The sequence below is a fragment of the Dyella nitratireducens genome (assembly GCF_014642835.1).
In the GTDB taxonomy this organism is placed as follows: Bacteria; Pseudomonadota; Gammaproteobacteria; order Xanthomonadales; family Rhodanobacteraceae; genus Dyella_B; species Dyella_B nitratireducens.
The window spans coordinates 1614866-1634790 of sequence record NZ_BMJA01000001.1; the positions used below are offsets into that span (position 1 = coordinate 1614866).

Annotated in this window: 20 protein-coding genes; 13 read left to right on the forward strand and 7 right to left on the reverse strand. The window is 60.7% G+C overall.

Features of this window, described 5'->3' with window-relative positions:
• Positions 1 to 52 precede the first annotated feature (52 nt).
• Complete coding sequence (locus tag IEX75_RS07345) at positions 53 to 2455, forward strand: ribonucleoside-diphosphate reductase subunit alpha (RefSeq protein ID WP_423373314.1); 2403 nt, start codon at positions 53 to 55, stop codon at positions 2453 to 2455.
• Between the two features lie 98 nt (positions 2456 to 2553).
• Here IEX75_RS07345 and IEX75_RS07350 read toward each other — a convergent pair whose 3' ends face one another.
• On the reverse strand, positions 2554 to 2820 hold the full coding sequence (locus IEX75_RS07350) for a GIY-YIG nuclease family protein (protein ID WP_308422107.1): 267 nt from the start codon (positions 2818 to 2820) through the stop codon (positions 2554 to 2556).
• Between the two features lie 222 nt (positions 2821 to 3042).
• Here IEX75_RS07350 and IEX75_RS07355 point away from each other — a divergent pair, with 222 nt between their 5' ends.
• Genes IEX75_RS07355 through IEX75_RS07365 form a run of 3 tightly spaced genes read left to right on the forward strand, consistent with a single transcriptional unit; the run spans position 3043 to position 4754 of the window.
• Positions 3043 to 3270, forward strand: coding sequence for a hypothetical protein (locus IEX75_RS07355; protein ID WP_188793573.1), 228 nt, complete (start codon positions 3043 to 3045; stop codon positions 3268 to 3270).
• A gap of 16 nt (positions 3271 to 3286) precedes the next feature.
• Positions 3287 to 4294 (forward strand): ribonucleotide-diphosphate reductase subunit beta, encoded by a 1008-nt coding sequence (locus IEX75_RS07360; protein WP_188793574.1) that lies wholly within the window; start codon positions 3287 to 3289, stop codon positions 4292 to 4294.
• A gap of 31 nt (positions 4295 to 4325) precedes the next feature.
• A complete protein-coding gene (locus tag IEX75_RS07365) occupies positions 4326 to 4754 on the forward strand; it encodes a GNAT family N-acetyltransferase (protein WP_188793575.1) in 429 nt (142 codons plus the stop codon).
• 24 nt (positions 4755 to 4778) lie between these two features.
• Here the strand turns inward: IEX75_RS07365 and IEX75_RS07370 are convergent, their stop codons facing one another.
• The 3 genes from IEX75_RS07370 to IEX75_RS07380 all read right to left on the reverse strand — a co-directional run bounded on the left by IEX75_RS07370 (position 4779) and on the right by IEX75_RS07380 (position 6222).
• Positions 4779 to 5177, reverse strand: a complete 399-nt coding sequence (locus IEX75_RS07370; protein ID WP_188793576.1) for a type II toxin-antitoxin system VapC family toxin — start codon at positions 5175 to 5177, stop codon at positions 4779 to 4781.
• Positions 5174 to 5419: a FitA-like ribbon-helix-helix domain-containing protein gene (locus IEX75_RS07375; protein ID WP_188793577.1), complete on the reverse strand. Its 246-nt coding sequence runs from the start codon at positions 5417 to 5419 to the stop codon at positions 5174 to 5176. The genes IEX75_RS07370 and IEX75_RS07375 overlap by 4 nt, the downstream gene beginning before the upstream one ends.
• Before the next feature lie 137 nt (positions 5420 to 5556).
• The gene (locus tag IEX75_RS07380; RefSeq protein ID WP_188793578.1) at positions 5557 to 6222 is read right to left on the reverse strand and encodes a DUF2076 family protein; all 666 of its coding nucleotides are present in this window, start codon (positions 6220 to 6222) and stop codon (positions 5557 to 5559) included.
• Between the two features lie 191 nt (positions 6223 to 6413).
• Between IEX75_RS07380 and IEX75_RS07385 the strand changes: the two genes are divergently transcribed.
• From IEX75_RS07385 to IEX75_RS07400, 4 genes are all read left to right on the forward strand, one after another.
• Positions 6414 to 6800, forward strand: coding sequence for a BlaI/MecI/CopY family transcriptional regulator (locus IEX75_RS07385; RefSeq protein ID WP_188794373.1), 387 nt, complete (start codon positions 6414 to 6416; stop codon positions 6798 to 6800).
• Position 6801: 1 nt separating this feature from the next.
• A complete protein-coding gene (locus IEX75_RS07390) occupies positions 6802 to 8649 on the forward strand; it encodes a M56 family metallopeptidase (RefSeq protein WP_188793579.1) in 1848 nt (615 codons plus the stop codon).
• A 107-nt stretch (positions 8650 to 8756) separates the two neighbouring features.
• Positions 8757 to 10058, forward strand: coding sequence for an ABC transporter permease (locus IEX75_RS07395; protein ID WP_188793580.1), 1302 nt, complete (start codon positions 8757 to 8759; stop codon positions 10056 to 10058).
• Positions 10059 to 10066: 8 nt separating this feature from the next.
• On the forward strand, positions 10067 to 11281 hold the full coding sequence (locus IEX75_RS07400) for an ABC transporter permease (RefSeq protein WP_188793581.1): 1215 nt from the start codon (positions 10067 to 10069) through the stop codon (positions 11279 to 11281).
• A gap of 178 nt (positions 11282 to 11459) precedes the next feature.
• Here IEX75_RS07400 and IEX75_RS07405 read toward each other — a convergent pair whose 3' ends face one another.
• Entirely contained in the window at positions 11460 to 12419 is a 960-nt protein-coding gene (locus IEX75_RS07405; protein ID WP_188793582.1) for a DUF2268 domain-containing putative Zn-dependent protease, read from the reverse strand.
• A 10-nt stretch (positions 12420 to 12429) separates the two neighbouring features.
• Positions 12430 to 14775 (reverse strand): S9 family peptidase, encoded by a 2346-nt coding sequence (locus tag IEX75_RS07410; RefSeq protein WP_188793583.1) that lies wholly within the window; start codon positions 14773 to 14775, stop codon positions 12430 to 12432.
• Positions 14776 to 14944: 169 nt separating this feature from the next.
• On the opposite strand from IEX75_RS07410, the gene IEX75_RS07415 reads away from it, so the two are divergent.
• Both IEX75_RS07415 and IEX75_RS07420 read left to right on the forward strand, forming a co-directional pair.
• Positions 14945 to 15358 (forward strand): acyl-CoA thioesterase, encoded by a 414-nt coding sequence (locus IEX75_RS07415; protein WP_188793584.1) that lies wholly within the window; start codon positions 14945 to 14947, stop codon positions 15356 to 15358.
• A gap of 4 nt (positions 15359 to 15362) precedes the next feature.
• Positions 15363 to 16112, forward strand: coding sequence for a glutathione S-transferase family protein (locus tag IEX75_RS07420; RefSeq protein ID WP_188793585.1), 750 nt, complete (start codon positions 15363 to 15365; stop codon positions 16110 to 16112).
• 113 nt (positions 16113 to 16225) lie between these two features.
• Here the strand turns inward: IEX75_RS07420 and IEX75_RS07425 are convergent, their stop codons facing one another.
• A complete protein-coding gene (locus tag IEX75_RS07425) occupies positions 16226 to 17125 on the reverse strand; it encodes a LysR family transcriptional regulator (RefSeq protein WP_188793586.1) in 900 nt (299 codons plus the stop codon).
• A gap of 110 nt (positions 17126 to 17235) precedes the next feature.
• Between IEX75_RS07425 and IEX75_RS07430 the strand changes: the two genes are divergently transcribed.
• From IEX75_RS07430 to IEX75_RS07440, 3 genes are all read left to right on the forward strand, one after another.
• Positions 17236 to 18228, forward strand: coding sequence for an aldo/keto reductase (locus tag IEX75_RS07430; RefSeq protein WP_188793587.1), 993 nt, complete (start codon positions 17236 to 17238; stop codon positions 18226 to 18228).
• Positions 18229 to 18350: 122 nt separating this feature from the next.
• Positions 18351 to 19175 carry an NADPH-dependent 7-cyano-7-deazaguanine reductase QueF gene (gene queF, locus IEX75_RS07435; RefSeq protein WP_188793588.1) on the forward strand — a complete coding sequence of 275 codons (825 nt, stop codon included), beginning with the start codon at positions 18351 to 18353 and terminating at the stop codon, positions 19173 to 19175.
• A 124-nt stretch (positions 19176 to 19299) separates the two neighbouring features.
• Positions 19300 to 19896: a hypothetical protein gene (locus IEX75_RS07440; RefSeq protein ID WP_188793589.1), complete on the forward strand. Its 597-nt coding sequence runs from the start codon at positions 19300 to 19302 to the stop codon at positions 19894 to 19896.
• Positions 19897 to 19925 lie beyond the last annotated feature (29 nt).

Consider the following 19925-nt stretch of genomic DNA (forward strand, 5'->3'; position numbering starts at 1 on the left):
CGCCGTCTTCTCTGCCGACGCCAGCGCGCCGGCCCTAGCCAACCCTGTGACGATGTCCGCAACCGCCGAAGCACCTTTCACCCTGACCCCTCCGCACAACCCGGGCCAGATGCGCGTCACCAAGCGCAGCGGCCGGCACGAAGTGGTCGACGTCAACAAGATCGTCCGCGCGGTCACGCGCAGCGCCGAAGGCCTGCATGCGGTGGACCCGCTGCGCGTCGCGCTGAAGACCATCGGCGGCCTGTATGACGGCGCCACCACGCAAGAGCTGGACCAGCTCTCCATCCGCACGGCGGCGGCGCTGACGGCTGAAGAACCGGAATACGGCCAGCTTGCCGCGCGGCTGCTCAACGCTTTCATCGACAAGGAAGTGAGCGGGCAGGAAATCCAGAGCTTCTCGCAATCCATTGCACGCGGTGCCGAACTGGGCATCGTCAATGCGCGCCTGCGCGATTTCGTGACCGAGAACGCACGCAAGCTTAACGATGCGATCGATCCGCTGGCTTCACGCCGTTTCGAATACTTCGGTCTGCGCACGGTGTACGACCGCTATCTGCTGCGTCATCCGCAGCTGCGCAAGGTGGTTGAGACGCCGCAGTATTTCTTCATGCGCATTGCTTGCGCATTGGGTGGCAACGAGATCGGTGAAACGCTGGAGCTGTATCGCCTGCTCTCCTCGCTGGAATACATCGCCAGTTCGCCGACGCTATTCAACGCCGGCACGGCGCACGAACAGCTCAGCTCCTGCTTCCTGCTCGACTCGCCACAGGATTCGCTGGAGTCCATCTACGAGAAATACGGCGACGTGGCCAAGCTCAGCAAATTCGCTGGAGGCATCGGCCTGGCTTATTCGCGCGTGCGTTCGCGCGGTTCGCTGATCAAAGGCACCAACGGTCATTCCAATGGCTTGGTGCCGTGGCTGAAAACGCTGGATGCCTCCGTCGCCGCGGTGAACCAGGGCGGCAAACGCAAAGGCGCGGCCTGCGTGTATCTGGAACCGTGGCATGCGGATATCGAGGAGTTCCTCGAACTGCGCGACAACACCGGCGACGAAGCACGCCGCACGCACAACCTCAACCTCGCCAACTGGATTCCCGACGAATTCATGCGCCGCGTGGAGCACGACGGCAACTGGTCGCTGTTCGATCCCAAGATCGTGCCGCACTTCGTCGACACCTGGGGCGAAACCTTCGAGCGCGCCTATCACAAGGCCGAAGCCGAAGGCCTGGCAGTGAAAACCGTGAAGGCACGCGAGCTGTACGCGCGCATGCTGCGTACGCTGGCGCAGACCGGCAACGGCTGGATGACCTTCAAGGACCGCAGCAACGCGACCAGCAACCAGACGGCCAAAGCGGAAAACGTCATCCACCTCTCGAACCTGTGCACCGAGATTCTGGAAGTCACCAACGCCGGCGAAACGGCCGTATGCAACCTGGGTTCGATCAACCTCGCTCGCCACGTCGTCGACGGCGCGTTCGATTTCGCAAAGCTCGCCACCACCGTGCGCACGGCGGTACGCCAGCTGGATCGCGTGATCGACCTGAACTTCTACCCGATCGACACCGCCGCCACCGCCAACCGCAAATGGCGCCCGGTGGGCCTGGGCGTGATGGGCCTGCAGGACGTTTTCTTCAAGTTGCGCCTGCCGTTTGATTCGGCGGAAGCCTTGGCGCTGTCCACGCGTATTGCCGAAGAGATCTATTACAACGCGCTGGTGCAGTCGAACGCACTGGCCGAGCAGCACGGCGCGCATCCTGGCTTTGCGGAAAGCCGTGCGTCGAATGGCGAGCTGCAATTCGACTATTGGCCGAACGCGAAACAACACGACACCGCACGCTGGGATGCACTGCGCGAGGCGATCAAGGCGAAGGGTCTTCGCAACTCGCTGCTGATCGCGATCGCGCCCACCGCGACCATCGCCTCCATCGCCGGCTGCTACGAGTGCATCGAGCCGCAGGTCAGCAACCTGTTCAAGCGTGAAACGCTTTCCGGCGACTTCCTGGTGGTGAATCGCCACTTGGTGGAAGAGCTGAAGGCACTGGGTCTGTGGACCTCGGAAATCCGTGATGCGATCAAGCTGGCGGAGGGTTCGATCCAGGGCATCACGGCCATTCCGGAACGCCTGCGCTTGATCTATCGCACGGTGTGGGAACTGCCGCAGAAGGTGCTGATCGATCTTGCCGCGGCACGCGGCGCGTACATCGACCAGAGCCAGTCGCTGAACCTGTTCATGGAGAACCCGAACATCGGGCAGCTCAGCTCCATGTACATGTATGCGTGGAAGGCGGGTGTCAAAACCACCTACTACCTGCGCTCGCGTCCGGCGACCAAGATTGCGAAGACGACGGTGACGGCGACAGCAGTTGCAGCGCCTGCACCTGACGCGCAAGAGGAAGCCACAGCTGCAGTCTTTTGCTCGCTGGAGAATCCGGAGTACTGCGAGGCTTGCCAGTAACTAGAGGTCCGTCGCCCCGGCGAAAGCCGGGGCCCAGTGTCTTTCGCTCTTCACACCCCAAAGTCGCTGGGCCCCGGCTTTCGCCGGGGCGACGGGGTTTAAAGCAAGGTTGGGTAGAGGTCGTTCCAGTAAGGATTAGTGGTCTCAACGAGTTCCAACTTCCATTGGCGGCGCCACTTCTTCAGTAATTTCTCTCGCTCTATCGCCGACTCCATGAAGTCATGCAGTTCATACCAGACAAGGTTATACGCGGCATGCTCTCTCGTGAAACTGGAAACAAAGCCGGAACGATGCTGCCAGACTCGCTGAATAAGATCCGCCGTTACACCAACATACAAAACGCCGTTACGTTTGTTGGCCAGCATGTAAACACAGGGCTGTCGAGACCTCATGATGTCGATCTTCACTCAAGCTTGGCGCTCGGCAAATCAGCCCTCATCCCTCAAACCCGTCATCCCGGCGAACGCCGGGACCCAGTGACTTTCCAGCCCCATGCTCCAAAGGCTCCAAAGGCTCCACAGTGAATACACCGGCAATCCGTTACACGCTTCACCCTGACATCCAGCTTTGTTGACACCATGTCGAGAATGAAGCCCTATCGCAATCGCACCGGCCGCTCGGGCGTGAGCGCCTATGCGATCGGCAAAGGCTTCATCCTGGTGCATTTCATTCGCCATGGTACTTACGAATACACCGATGCCAAACCCGGCCGCCTGCACGTACGCAACATGCAGGCGCTGGCCAAGGCGGGTATCGGCCTTTCCACCTATATCAGCCGTTTCGTGCGCGGCAAGTACGCGCGCAAACTCGACTAAGTACTGAGGAACATCCATGTCCGAGCACATCCTCGATCCCGGTTTCGAACTCACGCTGCGCCCGATGCGCTATCCCGAGTTCTACGAGATGTATCGCAACGCGATCAAGAACACATGGACGGTGGAGGAAGTGGATTTCTCGCTCGACGTCACCGACCTCAAGTCGAAGATGACGGACGCGGATCGACACCTGATTCATCGCCTGGTCGCTTTCTTCGCCACCGGCGACACCATCGTGGCGAACAACCTGGTGTTGAATCTGTACCAGCACATCAATGCGCCGGAAGCGCGCATGTATCTGTCGCGCCAGTTGTTCGAGGAAGCGCTGCACGTGCAGTTCTATCTCACCCTGCTCGACACCTATATTCCCGACCCGAACGAACGCAACAAAGCCTTTGCCGCGATCGAGAACATCCCTTCGATCCAGCAGAAAGGCGCCTTCTGCTTCAAGTGGATCGATTCCATCCAGAATCTGCAGAGGCTGGAAACACGGGAGCAGCGCCGGCAATTCCTGCTCAACCTGATCTGCTTCGCTGCCTGCATCGAAGGCCTGTTCTTCTTCGCGGCTTTTGCCTACGTGTACTTCCTGCGCTCGCGCGGCCTGCTGCATGGCTTGGCCTCCGGCACCAACTGGGTTTTCCGCGATGAATCCGGCCACATGGGCTTTGCCTTCGCCGTCGTGCGTACCGTGCGTGCGCAAGAGCCGGAACTGTTCGACGACGCTATGCGCGCTCAGGTGGAAGCCATGCTGGAAGAAGCCATCGCCTGCGAAACGCAATTCGCTGAAGACGTACTTTCTGGTGGTGTCGCCGGACTGTCGGTGAAGGACATGCGCCAGTATCTCGAATACTGCGCAGACCAGCGCCTGGCCCAGCTCGATCTGCCAAAGAAGTACGGCGCGAAGAACCCGTTCGACTTCATGGATCTGCAGGACGTACAGGAAGTCACCAACTTCTTCGAACGTCGCGTGTCGGCGTACCAGGTCGGCGTGGAAGGCGAAGTCGCCTTCGACATGGCGTTCTAAGCACCTGCTCGACATTGCATAATCCGCGGCTATGAACTCGCCGCCTATCGTTCTTACCGACGCCCCCACTGCCGATGAGCTGGGGGCGATTCGTCGCCCGCTCGATCAGTTCAACCTCGACGCCTGCGGTATCGCTGACCAGCGCCCGCTGGCGCTGCTGGTGCGAAATCCCATGACCCATGAAGTGGTGGGTGGCCTCAACGGACGCACGTCGCGCGGCATATTGTTCATCGACGTGTTTTTCCTGCCCGAGTCGATGCGCGGCAATGGCCTTGGCAGCAGGCTGTTGCGCATGGCTGAAGAAGAAGGTCTTCGCCGCGGTTGCCTTACCGGCATCTTGTACACGAACAATTTTCAGGCACCCGGGTTTTACAAGAAACATGGCTGGCGCGAGTTCGGCAGGTTTCCCAGTATTCCGCCAGGTACCAGTCGGATCTTTCTCACTAAAGAACTGACATAGCTTGCTTGCAAGGTACGGTAAGGTTCAAACGATCTGCGAAAGTGCTGCGCACCGATCCGGAAACGCTTGCAATAGTTTCTTGTCCATCGTTACCAGCTTTGTATTCAACTTCAAGGCAAGCGCAACGAATTCGCAGTCGTAAGCCGTACAGTTGCTGTCGCGGACCAGCTCGAGAATAGCTTGCGACGCCACGTCGTATTCGCCTCCTGCCAGGAGGCTTTCTGCTTCTTGCTGCAGCTTGCAAGCCTGATCGAAACGAATGGTTCCGCGTCGCAGATAGCCGGCAAGTATGTTGCGAAACTCGCTCCGCCACAGTGATGGCGCTACCCAATCAGGGTCTTGCTGAAACAGGGTCTCCGCCGCTGCCGTGTATTCACCAGGCAAGTGCAGGTAAGCCAGTACATTGGAGTCCACGACAATCATCGACGGCCTTCGCGTTTCATGGCGTCGATATCCCGCGCAGAAAACGCACCCTTCGGTAACGCGCCGCGTAACTCACGGACTCGCTTCAATCGCTCGGCGGGACTTACCTTTTCCGGCATCAGCGCCGCTTCCAGGCACACGATGGCTTCGCTGTTCATGCTGCGGCGATGGGCCTCGGCCGAGCGTTTCAGCTGCTCATAGACAGCATCGGGAATGTTTTTCAGGGTCAGGGTTGCAGGCATAGGAATGACACCATTTTGGAACCATTATGGTTTCAAACCATACGACCTGCCTGCAACCTAAGTCAACAAGCTGCGGCTCACACTTGCCCTCCACCCTGCCTCCCTACCCCCAAGGGAAGGGAGGCACTGCAGCAGGATTACGTCCAGCTGTTGTCGTCGTCAAAGCTGCCGCTATCGAAATTCGCATCGTCGAAATCGTTGTTGGATGCGAAATCCTGGTCTCCACCACTCGGCAAGTTGTTGTTGCCGTCGTCGTAGAAGTTGTTCTCGGTGACGTTCTCGATCACTTCCGGCTGACCACCAAAACCGCCACCGAAGAAACCGCCGCCATGATGGCCGCCGAGCAGGCTTTCGATGCCGTCGAACAGGAACATGCCACCAGCGACACCGGCCGCGGTGGTGGCTGCGTTGGCGAAGAAGCTGGAACCGCCGCTCTGCTGTGGTGCGGCCGGTGCGCTGCTGCCGAACAGACGCTCGCGCCAGGTCGGTGCAGCAGCCGGGGCTGCCTGCTGTTGCGGCGGGAACGGCGGTGGGTTCTGGCCCCACGCAGACTGCTGCGGTTGGCCGCCAAGGAAGCTGCCGCCGCCCTGCTGTTGCGCTTGCAACTGCGCAATCTGCGCCTTCGCCGCATCCAACGCGTGCTGTTGCAGCAGGCAGCGTTGCACCAGTAAATAAACCGCGTCGGGCTGGTTGGCCAGGCGCTGGTGGATCAGCGCATCGGCCTGTGCGTCCTTGTTGACGCCGCTTACGGCGGCCAGGCGCTGGAGGAAATCGTCGAGGAGGAGTTGTTCCTGGGGAGTCATGGGTTCTCCGGGGTTGCTGATGCCGGCCTGGTGCCGGCGAAGATGAAAGTATGCGCAGGATGTGTGACCTCAAGAGTGCCGGTCGTACTGCCTCTGGCCGTCGGTTCACGATTCCTTGCACATTGGCCTATTGACTACAGCTGTAGTCAGAGAGTAGCGTGACTACACGTGTAGTCATCGGTTCTACTGCCATGCCCAAGCCATCCATCGGGGACCAGGAGCTGGCGCTCCTGCACTACCTGGCCGAACACGAAAACACCACCGTAGGCGAAGTCGCCGCCGATTTCGGCGAAGCGCGCGACCTGGCGCGTTCCACCGTGCTCACCATGATGGAGCGCCTGCGCAGCAAGGGATATTTGAAGCGCCGCCACGTCGAGGGCGTGTATCGCTACCACACCGCCACCGGCCCGAACGAAGCATTGAACAACGCGGTGGGCCAGTTTGTGGAAAAGACCTTGTCCGGCTCGCTCTCGCCGTTCGTGGCGTGGATGTCGCAAAAAGCAGACGTCAGCGACAACGAGCTGGCTGAGCTGGAAGCGCTGGTGGCGAAATTGCAATCGCAGCGCAAGGAGAGCTGACATGGATACGCTGAGTACATTCGCTGATGCGCTGCTGTCGCGGCTTGCCTGGACCAGCGTTCAGGCCGTTCTGCTGATCGCAGCACTGTGGCTGATCATGCGCTACGTGCCGCGCCTTTCGCCGGCCGTGCGCTGCATGCTGTGGTGGCTGGTGAGTGCACAGCTGGTGCTGGGCATGACGCTCAGCACGCCGGTGCAGTTGCATTGGTTGAAGCCGGTCGAGCAGAAGCCATTCACGGTGCCGCATGACGTCGTCATGCACATCAGCGCCGACACGACCGCCGCCATCGTGGCGGCGCAAGCCACGGCCATCCCATCGCCGACAAGCCACTGGAACGGGTCATGGTCCGAAGCCGTACTGTTGTTGTGGCTGTCGATCATCCTGTTGCAAGTGATCTTTGCGATACGGCATTGGCTGGAAGCTCAAGCGTTGTTGCGCGAAGCACGCCCGGCCACCAGCACCACCTTGCAATCGCTGTGCATGCAGCAAGCCAGGGCATTGGGCATGCGCCGCATTCCGGTATTGCGCGTCTCCGATGCGATCGTGTCACCGCAAGTAACCGGCCTTTGGCGTCCCGTCGTGCTGATGCCGGCCGAACAAACCTTGTCGCAAGACGAACTGGCCATGGCGATCGCGCATGAACTCGCGCACATCCATCGCGGCGACCTGTGGCTGGGTTGGATTCCCGCACTGGCACAGCGGCTGTTCTTCTTCCATCCGCTAGTGAACTGGGCAATGCGCGAGTACGCCATCTACCGCGAAGCCGCCTGCGACGCGCAGGTACTGCAACGCCACGACGCCACGCCTCAGCATTACGGCCATCTGCTGGTTCGTCTGGGTGTGGTCAATCCCGTGCATTCCAGTCTTGCCGGCGCGTCCTCGACCTTCCTCCACTTGAAGAGGCGACTGATCATGTTGCAGCAAAGCGTCAACGACACCACACCAGGTTTGCGCAGCTGGCTGCTGGTCGCGGCTATTGCGTTGGTCGGCGTTCTGCCCTATCGCGTTACGGCCAGCGACGTGACGTCGCAAACCCATGCCGCGCCCGTCTCCATTGAAAGCATCCCGGCAACTCCGGCCATACCACCAGCACCGCCTGCCCCTGCCGTAGCAGCCACATCATCTGTGCCACCGATACCGCCTGCTCCCGATGCACCGCCGACACCTCCCGCACCGCCAGCAGCACTCGGCTTCAACGCCAGCCGCACGCAAATCCATACGCATGACAATGCAACGCGAAGCCTCCTGCTTTACGACGGCGACACCTTGATCGTGGACGGCAAGGACAGCGACGTCGCCGCTATCGAGCGCATGCATAAGTCAGGCTCGCCGCTGCTCTGGTTCCGCCGCAATGGCCGGGCTTACGTCAGTCACGACGCCAACCTGATACGCGAGGCCCAAGACGCCTATGTATCTTTCGATGTGCCGACACGTGGCGAACAACAGCTTGTCGCCAAACAAAGCGAACTGGCCGCGCAAGAAAGTGCCCTGGTTTCACGCGACAGCGCGCTAGCCGGCCGTGAAGCGGAACTGGCAAGCCGAAGTGTAAGCCTCGATTCGCAACGCCTTGCGCTACAGAGCCTGCCGCTGCAGGAAAAATACATCCAGGAAGCCTCTCTGCAAGGCCAGCAACAGGGCGTACGCGCAACCCAGGTGGAAATAGACCGCGAGCATCACGTGCTAAGCCAAGCAACCCAGAACTTGGCTAAGCAGGAGGCAGAGCTGGCGGCACGCGAAGCCATCATGTCGCAACAGCAAATAGCGGGCACAAGACAGGCGAATCAGCAGTTGGACAAGCTGTTGGACGAAGCCGTGGCAAGAGGACTGGCAAAGCCCGCGGATCGCTGAGTGTGACGGCATAGCCGGGTAACAAGGTTTCCTCACGTAGATCAACGAACACCCGCATGGCGGGTGTCAGGGGCTTGTGCGTCTCATTCATGCAAGGAAAGTTCATCATGTTCCGCTACTACCTTTTGCTTGCCGCCTACAGCTTCAAGCGCAGCCGCTTGCTTACTGCATTGATGATACTGGCCATCGGCCTAGGTATCGGTGCCAGCATGACCATGATCACCGTGCTGCACGTGATGTCCGGCGATCCGCTACCCGGACGCAGCGCACAACTGTATGTGCCGGTGATCGATCCGCATCCGGTCAGCAACACCAAACCCAAGAACACGATCGTCGACGGCAACATGACCTGGACGGATGCGATGTATCTGCTGCACGCTGCCCGCGCGGATCGACAGGCGGCAATGGCCGCAGGTGCCCTGCCCGTTCGGCCGGCGCAGGCATCGCTGCGGCCTTTTTTCGAGTCGGGACACTATGTCACCGCTGATTTCTTTCCCATGTTTGGCACGCCGTTTCGCACCGGTGCCGGATGGAGTGCGCAGGATGATGAAAACCATGTACGCGTAGTCGTACTCAATGCCGATTTGAATCGCAAGCTGTTCGGCAACACGCCCAGCATCGGCCGCAACGTACGTTTGAAGAACACCGATTTCCGCGTGATCGGCGTACTGGACGACTGGCAACCGCAACCCACCTTCTACGCGCAGATCGACAACGCCGCCTTCGGCAGCACCGATCAATTTTTCATACCATTGCAAACAGCGCAGGAACTGAACTTCGAGATCAGCGGCCGCATGTGGTGCTGGGGCAACGGCGGCGACGGACGCGCGAGTGGTGATTGCAGCTGGTTGCAGTTCTGGGTTGAACTGGACAGTGCCGGGAAGGCGCATGCCTACCAGAATTTTCTTGCCGACTATTGGCGCGACCAGCAGGCACACGGCCGCTTTCCGCGTCCGGTGAATGCACAGCTCTACGGCCTGATGGACTGGCTGAGCAACCAGCACGTGGTGCCTGGCGACCTGCGCCTGCAGCTGTGGTTGGCACTAGGTTTTCTGGGCGTCTGCATGCTCAACATCGTTGGCTTGCTGCTGGCCAAATTCCTGCGCCGCGGCGGCGAGATCAGTGTGCGGCGTGCATTGGGCGCACGGCGGCGCGACGTGTTTTTGCAATTGGGCATCGAAGCCGGTGCGATCGGAATTGCCGGTGGCGCGCTCGGCTTAGGTATCGCCGAGCTTGGCTTGTGGAGCGTGCGCCAGCGTCCAGATGGCTATGCACATCTGGCGCAGATGGATATCACCATGCTGCTGGGTACTTTCCTGCTGGCGATTGTCGCCGGCGTATGCGCTGGCCTGGTACCGGCCTGGCGCGCCTGCAACGTTACGCCTGCCCTGCAGCTCAAAACCCAATGAGGCGAACCATGCCACTACCACCCATCGTCGCCAGTCTTACCCGCCACAAGCTCACCGCGCTGCTGCTGATGCTGCAGGTCAGCCTGACTTGCGCCATCGTGTGCAACGTCGCCTTCATGATCGTCGATCGCGTGCAGCAACTGCACCACCCCAGCGGCGTGGCTGAAAACGAACTGGTGATGATCGAGAGCACCGACCTGGATCAAAACGCCCAACCGCTGGTTCGCCATGCCACCGACCTCACAGCTTTGCGCGCCATCCCGGGCGTGACATCGGTGGCCGTGGTGGACGCGATGCCTTTCAATCATTACGACTGGAGCAATGGTATCGCCCTGATGCAAGACGGACCCGCCCGCGCCACGGCCACTGCATTCAACGGCACACCCGGAGAACTCACCACTCTCGGCCTGCACCTGGTCGAAGGGCGCGATTTTCTACCGAACGAATACGTGCCGCTGGGCAGTGCGCATGACTGGAACGGCATCGACCAGGTACCTGTCACCATCGTCACGCGTGCCTTGGCCGACAAACTTTTTCCAGGCCAGGACCCGCTCGGCAAGGCCATCTATCCGGACGAGAAACCGGTGCGCATCGTCGGCGTGATCGATCACCTGCTGCGCCCGCAAGCGCACGAGAGCGCCGATAGCGACGATGCCACTGTGTTTCCCATGTTGCCCGACGGCAACGACGTGACGTACGTGCTGCGCACCGCCCCGCAAGACCGCGAACGTGTACTGAAGCAAGCCGCCGAGGTGCTCGATCATTTGCATGACAATCGCATCCTTCGGCATGCACAGACCTTCGAGCAGTTGCGCGCGGATTTCTTTCACCGCAGCCGCACGATGATCGCTCTATTGATGGCGGCGGCGCTGGGCCTGCTGGTCGTCACCGCGCTGGGCATTGCAGGACTGGCCAGTTTCTGGGTGCAACAGCGCAGGCGTTCCATCGGCATTCGTCGTGCGGTGGGCGCGACGCGGCGGGATATCCTGCGTTATTTCCAGTTGGAGAACTTCCTGATCGTGGGTGCTGGCGTCACGCTCGGCACCTTGCTGGCTTATGGTCTGAACATGCTATTGATGCAGCACTACGAGCAACCACGATTGCCGCTGCTTTATCTCGCTGTCGGCGCTTTGGCGCTGTGGCTGCTCGGGCAGCTTGCCGTGCTCGGTCCTGCGTTGCGCGCTGCCTCGGTGCCACCGGTGGTGGCGACACGCGGTGCATGAACGTAGCTTGCGATAATTCTGTTTCAGAGCGAGTCGTCATTCCGGCGAAGGCCGGAATCCATCGCCAATACGAAGCATGGATTCCGGCCTTCGCCGGAATGACGTCGAGGCAAGATCGACTTTCTTCGCTGCGAACGATGCTTCAATCGCCAAAAACTTTGGGAATATATAAGGCGATCTACGCGCTGATCTGCTGCAACGCCGCCATCACCTGCGCTTCGGCTTGCGCCGGCGACCACGCAGCCATCTGTGCCAGCGTATACGTGCGACGCAGGTAGCGAATCACTTGCAGGCCCAACCAATAACCGCTGCGATTGGGCAAACCTTGCTGATACGGCTTGGGCGCCGCATTGAACCAGCGCTTGAAGATTTCCGGATGTTCGGCATCGATCGCCTTGCTGCGCGCATCGGCGAGGAAGCGCCGGGCGATGTCCGGCAGCTTATTTGCGGGAATGGCGCCAAGCTCATCCTCCAGCAACAGTTCGCCATCCGTATGCCCCGGCGCAAGCTCGCCACTCACATAGGTGGCCAAGCCTTCCTCGAACAACGGCAAGGTCAGCGGCGCATCCGGCATCACGCCGTCGTTGCGAATACCTGCGTGCTGCGCGTGATAAAGGTGAAAGAGTTCGTGCGGCACCACGATGTCGAGTTGAGCGTGCTCCAGCAGCAGGGAATCGGCTGCGAATGCCAGCACGGGTTTGCCACTGGAGAGAACACCGCTCTTGGCATCGAAGTTTGGCGCAAGCAGGATGGTGATCGGCGGATGCGTGTCGGCATCAGGGAATAACATCTTGAAGCGTACCGATTGCTTGGCAACGGCATCCTGCACGGCGTGCACTTCGGCAGGAATATCCGCTGCCAGAGCCGGGTATTTCGCAAAGCGCGCCTTCAACCAAATCTGCCGGCGCGCCTGCCAATAGGGATCCTGCTGTTTTTCCCATACCACCGAATCGTAGATATCGCGACGTGTCGCTTCGATGGTGCGGTTCCACGCGTGCTCCTGCTGCAGGAAAGGCTGGCCTTTCGCTGCAGTCCAGAATTCGTTGAACGACGTGGTAATCGATGGCGCCTCTGCCCCCGACGTAGGCGCAATGCTTGCGAGCAGCAGCACCAGGCACAGTGCTTTGCTGCTGCTCACCTTCATCACATCAGCGCCACGGCCAGGGCTTGAGCGCGTATTCCTTCGGCGGCGTGTCACCGGCGAGGTTCTGCACGAAGTAATCCCAACGGCGGCGCGTGACGTACGGCGTGTCGACCGCATAGCCATGATGCATGTTGGGCAGGATCAGCATGTCGAAATCTTTGTTCGCCTTGATCAGCGCATCCACCACCAGGAAGGTGCTGTACGGCGGCACGTTGTCGTCGATCGAACCGTGTACCAGCATCAGCTTGCCCTTGAGGTTCTTGGCGAGCAGCTGATTGGCCTGGTTGTCGTAATTGGTCGTGCCGTCCTTGTTGGTGACCAGCAGGCCCTGCCACTTTTCGCCCCAATCGTCTTCGTACTCGCGGTTGTCATGGTTGCCGCTTTCGGCCCAACCCACCTTGAAGAAATCGGGATAGCGGAACATGGCATCCGCCGTGGTATTGCCACCACCGGAGTGGCCCCAGATGCCGACGCGATCGAGATCAATCCACGGATAACGCTGCGCAAGTTGCTTGATGGCCGTGACCTGGTCCGGCAACGTGTTGTCGCCCATGCTGCCGAACCACGCATCGTGGAATGCCTTGGAGCGCCACGGCGTGCCCATGCCGTCAATCGCTACGACGATAAAGCCGAGTTCTGCCAGCGACTGGTTGTCGTATTCGGAGGGCGCAAAGCCAAAGGTCCTCACCGAGCCAGTCTGCGGGCCGGGGTAGACGTAATCGACGATCGGATATTTCTTCGCCGGGTCGAAATGCGTGGGCTTGAACATCAACCCGTACAGATCCGTCTTGCCGTCGCGCGCCTTCACTACGATCTGTTCCGGCGGCTGCCAGCCGGTGGCCAGCAGGCGCTTGATGTCGGCCGTGGCCACCGTCGCAACACTGCGGCCATCATTGGCATCGCGCAGCACGGTGACGGTCGGTTTCGACGTGGTGGAATAGCTGTCGACGAAATACTTGCCGTCGTCGGACAGGGTGATGGTGTGATCGGCAGGCTCCGGCGTGAGCAGCACCGGCTCGCCGCCATCCAGGCTTACCTTCCAGAATTGCTGGTAATACGGATTGACGCCGGGTGTGCGCCCCACGCCACGGAACCAGACGGTGCGGGTCTTCGCATCAACCTTCAGCACTTCAGTGACGTTGCCCTCGCCAGTGGTGATGGCGCGCTTGGGCTGGCCGTTATTGAGATCGTAAAGATACAGATTGCCCCAGTTATTGCGCTCACTGAACCAGATCGCCTCGTTCGTCTCCGGCAGGTAGCGCCAGTTCACCGCGCCGTTGCCGCTTTCGTAATAGGTGGCGACGTCTTCATGGAACACGGTGCGCACGTTGCCGTTTGCCGCGTCGGCGATACGGAAGGTCTCGTGCTTGTGGTCACGCGACGTGGAAACGAAGGCGAGCGTCTTGCTGTCCGGCGCCCACTTCACGTCGTCCCAGCCGCCGTCCTCGCCGCAGCTCACGTCGTCGCACAAGCTGGAACGGTGCTGATCCGGCGGCATCTTCAGGCGCACGACTTTGTGTGCGGGCACGTCGATGATCACCCGCTCGATCATCGTGACGTCTTTGTCGCCTGCCAGCGGATACTTCCACGCCTGCAGTTCCGGATGGCCCAGCTTGGTGACGACCAGGTACATGTCACCGGTTTTGCGCTGGTCCTGCTGGAAGGTCGCGATATGCTTGGAATCCGGCGACCATTCGAGGATGGCGTTGTCGGTATGTTTCCAGCCGGCGTTGTCGGTGGCGTAACCGAAGTTTTCCACGCCGTCGGTGGTGAGTTGGGTTTCCTTGCCGGTGGCGACGTCACGCACCCACAAGTTCCAGTTGCGGATAAAGGCTTCCTGCTTGCGGTCGGGCGAGAGCACGCCGGGCTCTTTGCCGGTTTTCACGACGGTGGCCTTGTCCACGCATTCGCCGGCTGCTTTCAGATTGCACAGATAATGCGTGCCGCCGATCGTGATCTCGTCACGTCCATCGGCAGCGACGCGGTAATCGCTGATGCTCAGCTTGTCCGCCTTGATGTCATGCTTCCCGGCCTTGTCCAGTGCGGCGGCAAGCTTGGCCTGGTCCAGCAGTGACTCCGCCTTGCCGGTGGCGGCATCCATGCGCAGGTAATGATCGCCGCTGGCGTCGTGGTCGACGTACCAGAAATGCGTGCCGTCCAGCCAATGCACGGTGCTCACCATGTGATCGACCAACGGCATGGTGTTGTACGGCATGTAGCGCTCGGCCTGCGCATAATCCTGCGCGGTAAGCGTACGGTCCGCAGCGATCGCGCCGCCCGCGGAACCCAGGGCCAGTAGCCCACACATCAGTGCGCCATGCAGACGCGATGTGCCGAAGATTGAACGCATGTTTGCTCCCCATGAAAAAGCGGAACCAGTGGCTCCGGGCATGACTTTTCATCGTATAGGCACCTGCTGTCGCACACCCCTGCCAAAGGTCTGGGGTGCGGTGTTGTGCGACGCAACAGGCAAGATTATCGTGTAGGGCATTTCCCTCACTTGATGACACAGTCCGCTTATGTCGACTGCCCTCGAAACCGACTCGACAACGACCACGCTACCGGAAGCCCGTTTGCTGGAAATGGTGTTTCCCGATCACACCAATCACCTGCGCACCCTGTTCGGCGGCCAGGCGTTGGCCTGGATGGACAAGGCCGCCTTCATCGTCGCGTCGCGCCATGCGCGGCGCATCGTGGTCACCGCTCGCTCGGAGGAAGTGAACTTCCGCGTGCCGGTGCGCGAAGGTCAATTGGTCGAACTGGTAGCGCGACTGGTGAGCGTCGGCCGCAGCTCGATGACGGTGGAAGTAGAAATGACGGCAGAAGATCCGCTCACCGGCGACCGCCGCGTCTGCACCACGGGTCGGTTCGTTATGATCGCGCTGGATTCCAACGGCTCGCCCACGCAGGTGCCACCGTTGCACGAGGGGTAAACGCATGTCGCAGCACTACACCGTCATCGGCAACTACATTTCTCCGTACGTTCGCAAAGTGCTTGCCTGCCTGGAGCTGAAAGGGCTGGATTACGAGATCGATCCGATCACACCCTTTATCGGCAACGATGATTTCAGCCGGTTCAGCCCCTTGCGGCGCATTCCCGTGTTGATTGACGGTGAGCTGGTGCTCAACGACTCGTCGGTGATCTGCCAATACCTGGAAGACAAGCATCCGCAACCATCGCTGTATCCGGCCGATATCGCTCGCCGCGCCAAGGCGCGCTGGTTGGAAGAGTATGCCGACACGTACTTGGCGGACGTGTTGATCTGGCGCCTGTTCTATCAACTGGCGGTGCGCAAGCATGTGTTCCACGAGCCCACGGACGAGGCCGTCGTCCGGCAGGCACGCGAGGTGGAAATTCCTGCGGCGCTCGATTATCTGGAAACGCAATTGCCGGCCGAGGGCTTCATCTTTGGCCAGCTGTCGATCGCCGATATCAGCATCGCCGGGTATTTCCGCACGGCGTCGTTCGTGCGTTATGCGGTGGATGCAGCGCGGTGGCCGCGCACGGCCGCATTCGTACAACGCATGCAAGCGTTGCCGGCGTTCCAGAAACTGGCGCGGCTGGAAGATGGCGTGCTGCGCATTCCTGTTACCGAGCAGCGTGAAGCGCTGATGGCGATGGGAGCGCCGATAACGCGGGAGACGATGGGGAGTGATGTGCCGAGGCATGGGTTGCCACGCGGGTAATTGGTCGTGCATGCGGTGCTTGCGATTTCGTAGGTTGGGGTGCAAACCCCAACATCACGCTCTCGACCGACATGGCGATGTTGGGGTTTGCACCCCAACCTACGACGCAACGATCAAAGCTGCTTACCCATCACCTCTACCAGCCAATCCACAAACACGCGCAAGCGTGCCGGCATCTGCCGATGCGGCGGATACAACACGGTGATCGGCAAGGATGGCGGTGGCGTCGAAGGCAGAATGTCCCTGAGTTGTCCGCTCGCCAGCGCATCCGTCAGGTGATAACGCGGAAATTGCGCAATGCCCAACCCTGCCTCGCAACAACCCCGATAGGCTTCCACGCCACTGACGGTGATGCGCCCAGGCAGGCTTACTTCCCGCAGCTTGCGGCCCACCATGAATTCCAGCGGTTCCACGCGATGCGTGGTGGGCGATGCCCAATTCACCGCGTAGTGGCCGTCCTGCAAATCCGCCAGGTTGCGCGGCATGCCATGCCGGCGCACGTAATCGGCGCTGGCGACGGTGGCTTGCTCCAATGCACCAACACGCCGCCCGACCAGGCCGGAATCGGACAAGTTGCCGACGCGCAAGACGCAATCAACACCTTCGCGCAATAGATCCACAAAGTGATCGCCGGTGCCGATATCCAATTCCAACAAGGGATAGCGCGCGAAGAAGGCAGGCAGCGCCGGAATCACCCACAGTCTCGCCAATTGCGTCGGCAGATCCACGCGCAATCGTCCCCGCGGTTGCACCGCGGCCTGGCGAAAATCCGCTTCCACCGCATCCACATCGGCGAGCAGCCGCACGCAATGGCGGTAATACGCTTCGCCATCGCGGCTGGTGCGTACACGCCGAGTGGTTCGTTGCAGCAGTTGCGTGCCGAGGCGGGCTTCCAGCCGTTTGATGGTGTGGGTAACGGTGGCACGCGGCAGATTCAGGTCGTCGGCTGCGGCGGTAAAACTCGCCAGTTCGACGATCCGCTTGAACAGGCGCATGGCATCGAGGCGGTCCATGGATTGTTGATTCCCATGAAATAGTGAAGCTCATTATTGAGCATTTATCACGGAGCCGCATCGGCCGATGATGCTTGAGTTCCCCCTCCCCCAACCGCGAGATAACCATCATGCAGACACGTACACTCGGCAAGAACGGTCCCAAGGTTTCCGCCATCGGCCTCGGTTGCATGGGTATGAGCGAGTTCTATGGCGCAGCGGATGACGCCGAATCCATCGCCACCATCCATCACGCGCTGGACCGTGGCATGAACTTGCTGGACACCGCCAACGTCTATGGTCCGCACACCAATGAGGAACTAGTCGGCAAAGCCATCAAGGGACGCCGCGAGCAGGTGTTTCTGGCGACCAAGTTCGGCATCGTGCGCGATCCGTCGAACCCGGGCTTCCGTGATGTCAACGGCCGCCCGGAATACGTGCACGCCAGCTGCGACGCGAGCCTGAAACGTCTGGGCGTGGATCACGTCGACCTGTATTACCAGCACCGCGTGGATCCGAATGTGCCGATCGAGGAAACCGTGGGTGCCATGGCCGAGCTGGTCAAGGCCGGCAAGGTACGGTACCTGGGCTTGTCGGAAGCTGCGCCGCAAACGATCGAGCGTGCGGCCAAGGTGCACACCATCACTGCGCTGCAAAACGAACTCTCGTTGTGGACACGCGATGTGGAAGAAAACGACACGCTGGCAACCTGCCGCAAGCTGGGCATCACGCTGGTGGCGTATTCGCCGCTGGGCCGCGGTTTTCTTACCGGCGCGATCACGACGCCCGACGATTTCGAGGAAGGCGATTTCCGCCGCAATAACCCTCGCTTCCAGGGCGAAAACTTCGCACGCAACCTGCAACTGGTGAAGCAGGTGGAAACGCTCGCTGCGGAGAAAGGCTGCACACCGGCACAACTCGCCTTGGCCTGGGTGCTTGCGCAAGGACAGGACATCGTGCCGATTCCGGGTACGCGCCGGCGTTCGCGTCTGGATGAAAACATCGGTGCACTCGATGTGGCGCTGAGCAAGGAAGAGCTGGAATCGATCGATCGCATCTTCCCGCCGGAGGCCGTGGCCGGCGCACGCTACGCCCCCACCGGCATGACGCATATCGGGCGGTAAGCAGAGAATGACAACGTAGGTTGGGGTGCAACCCCAACATGCCTGCCATAGCGACATGTTGGGGTTTGCACCCCAACCTACGGCTCCCCTGACCTTGTACCCGCACGCATTACAATGTGCGCATGACCACCCCCGAACACTCCCCCCTCGGCAAGCACACCGTCTACGCCGACCGCTACGACCCTTCCCTGCTGTTCCCGATGCCTCGCCAGGCCAAGCGCGACGAAATCGGCGTGAGCGAGCCGCTGCCATTCCACGGCGTGGATATCTGGAATGCCTATGAGCTGTCCTGGCTGGACATGCACGGCAAGCCGATGGTGGGCGTGGCGGAATTCCACGTGCCGGCGCATTCGCCGAACATCATCGAATCCAAGTCGTTCAAGCTGTACCTCAACGGTTTCGCGCAGGAGCCGCTGGCGAATGTCGCGGCACTGAGCGCGCTGTTGCAGCAGGACCTCACGCGTGCAGCCGGTGCGGTGGTGACGGTGACGATTCGCCCGCCGCATGTCGCGCAACACACGTTTGCCGATCTGGAAGGCGAGTCGATCGACAACCTGCCAGTGACCATCGATCACTACGGCCCGCCCCGACCCGATTATCTGCACACCGATGCGCAGGCCGGCATCGTCGAAGAAATACTCGTTTCCGATCTGCTGCGTTCCAACTGTCCCGTCACCGGACAGCCCGACTGGGGCAGCGTGCAGATCGCCTACCGCGGCACGCCGATCGACCGCGAAGGCCTGCTGCGCTACCTGGTTTCGTTCCGCACCCACAACGAGTTCCATGAACAATGCGTGGAGCGCATCTTCATCGACCTGATGAAGCACTGCGTACCCGAGCGGCTCAGCGTGTACGCACGCTACACGCGCCGCGGCGGACTGGACATCAACCCGTTCCGCAGCACGGACAAGACCCTGCCGGGCAACGTCCGCGGAGTGCGTCAATAACGTAGACTCTGCGCCCCGGTGCCCCCGGTCATCGGCACTTCAGATCGCTGGCGCTAGCCTTGACAGTTGCCCCGATACCGCCGGTTTACCGGTAACGTTTTTTATCATTTTCGGAATCCCGCACATGAAACTTTCCGCACGTTCCGCCGCCTTTTACTGCGTGACACTGGCTGGCCTGCTGGCCCTCAGCGCCTGCGGCAAGAACGAGCAGCAGTCCGCCAACCAGCCGGCTGCCTCCAGCACTGCACCCGCCCCCGCCAGCACCGCCGCGCATCCGGCGCCGAGCACCACGGCTGCCGCGCCGGCCCATTCGGCTACCGCGCCTGCACCGGCCGCGCCGGCTCCGGCAAGCACCGCAGCTGCCGCACCGGCCGCCGCCGAGGGCTTTCAAGTAAGCACCATCACCCTGGGCGACGCCGTCAACGCCGATCACAAAGTGAAGAAGGACATGACCACCTTCTCGCCGACCCAGAAGACCATCTACGTAAGCGTCGACACCACCGGCAATACGCCGGGCGCCACGATCAACGCCAAGTGGACCTATCTGGACAAGGACCAGATGATCGTCAGCACCAGCCAGTCGATCATCGCCGACAGTCCGAGCACCACCACCTTCAGCATGAAGAACCCGGATCTGTGGCCGGAAGGCAAATACAAGGTGGATATCTCGGTGGATGGCAAGCAGGTCTCGAGCAAGACTTTCGAAGTCAAGAAGAGCTGAGGCTCGCCGACGTGATGTATCCGGGGCGC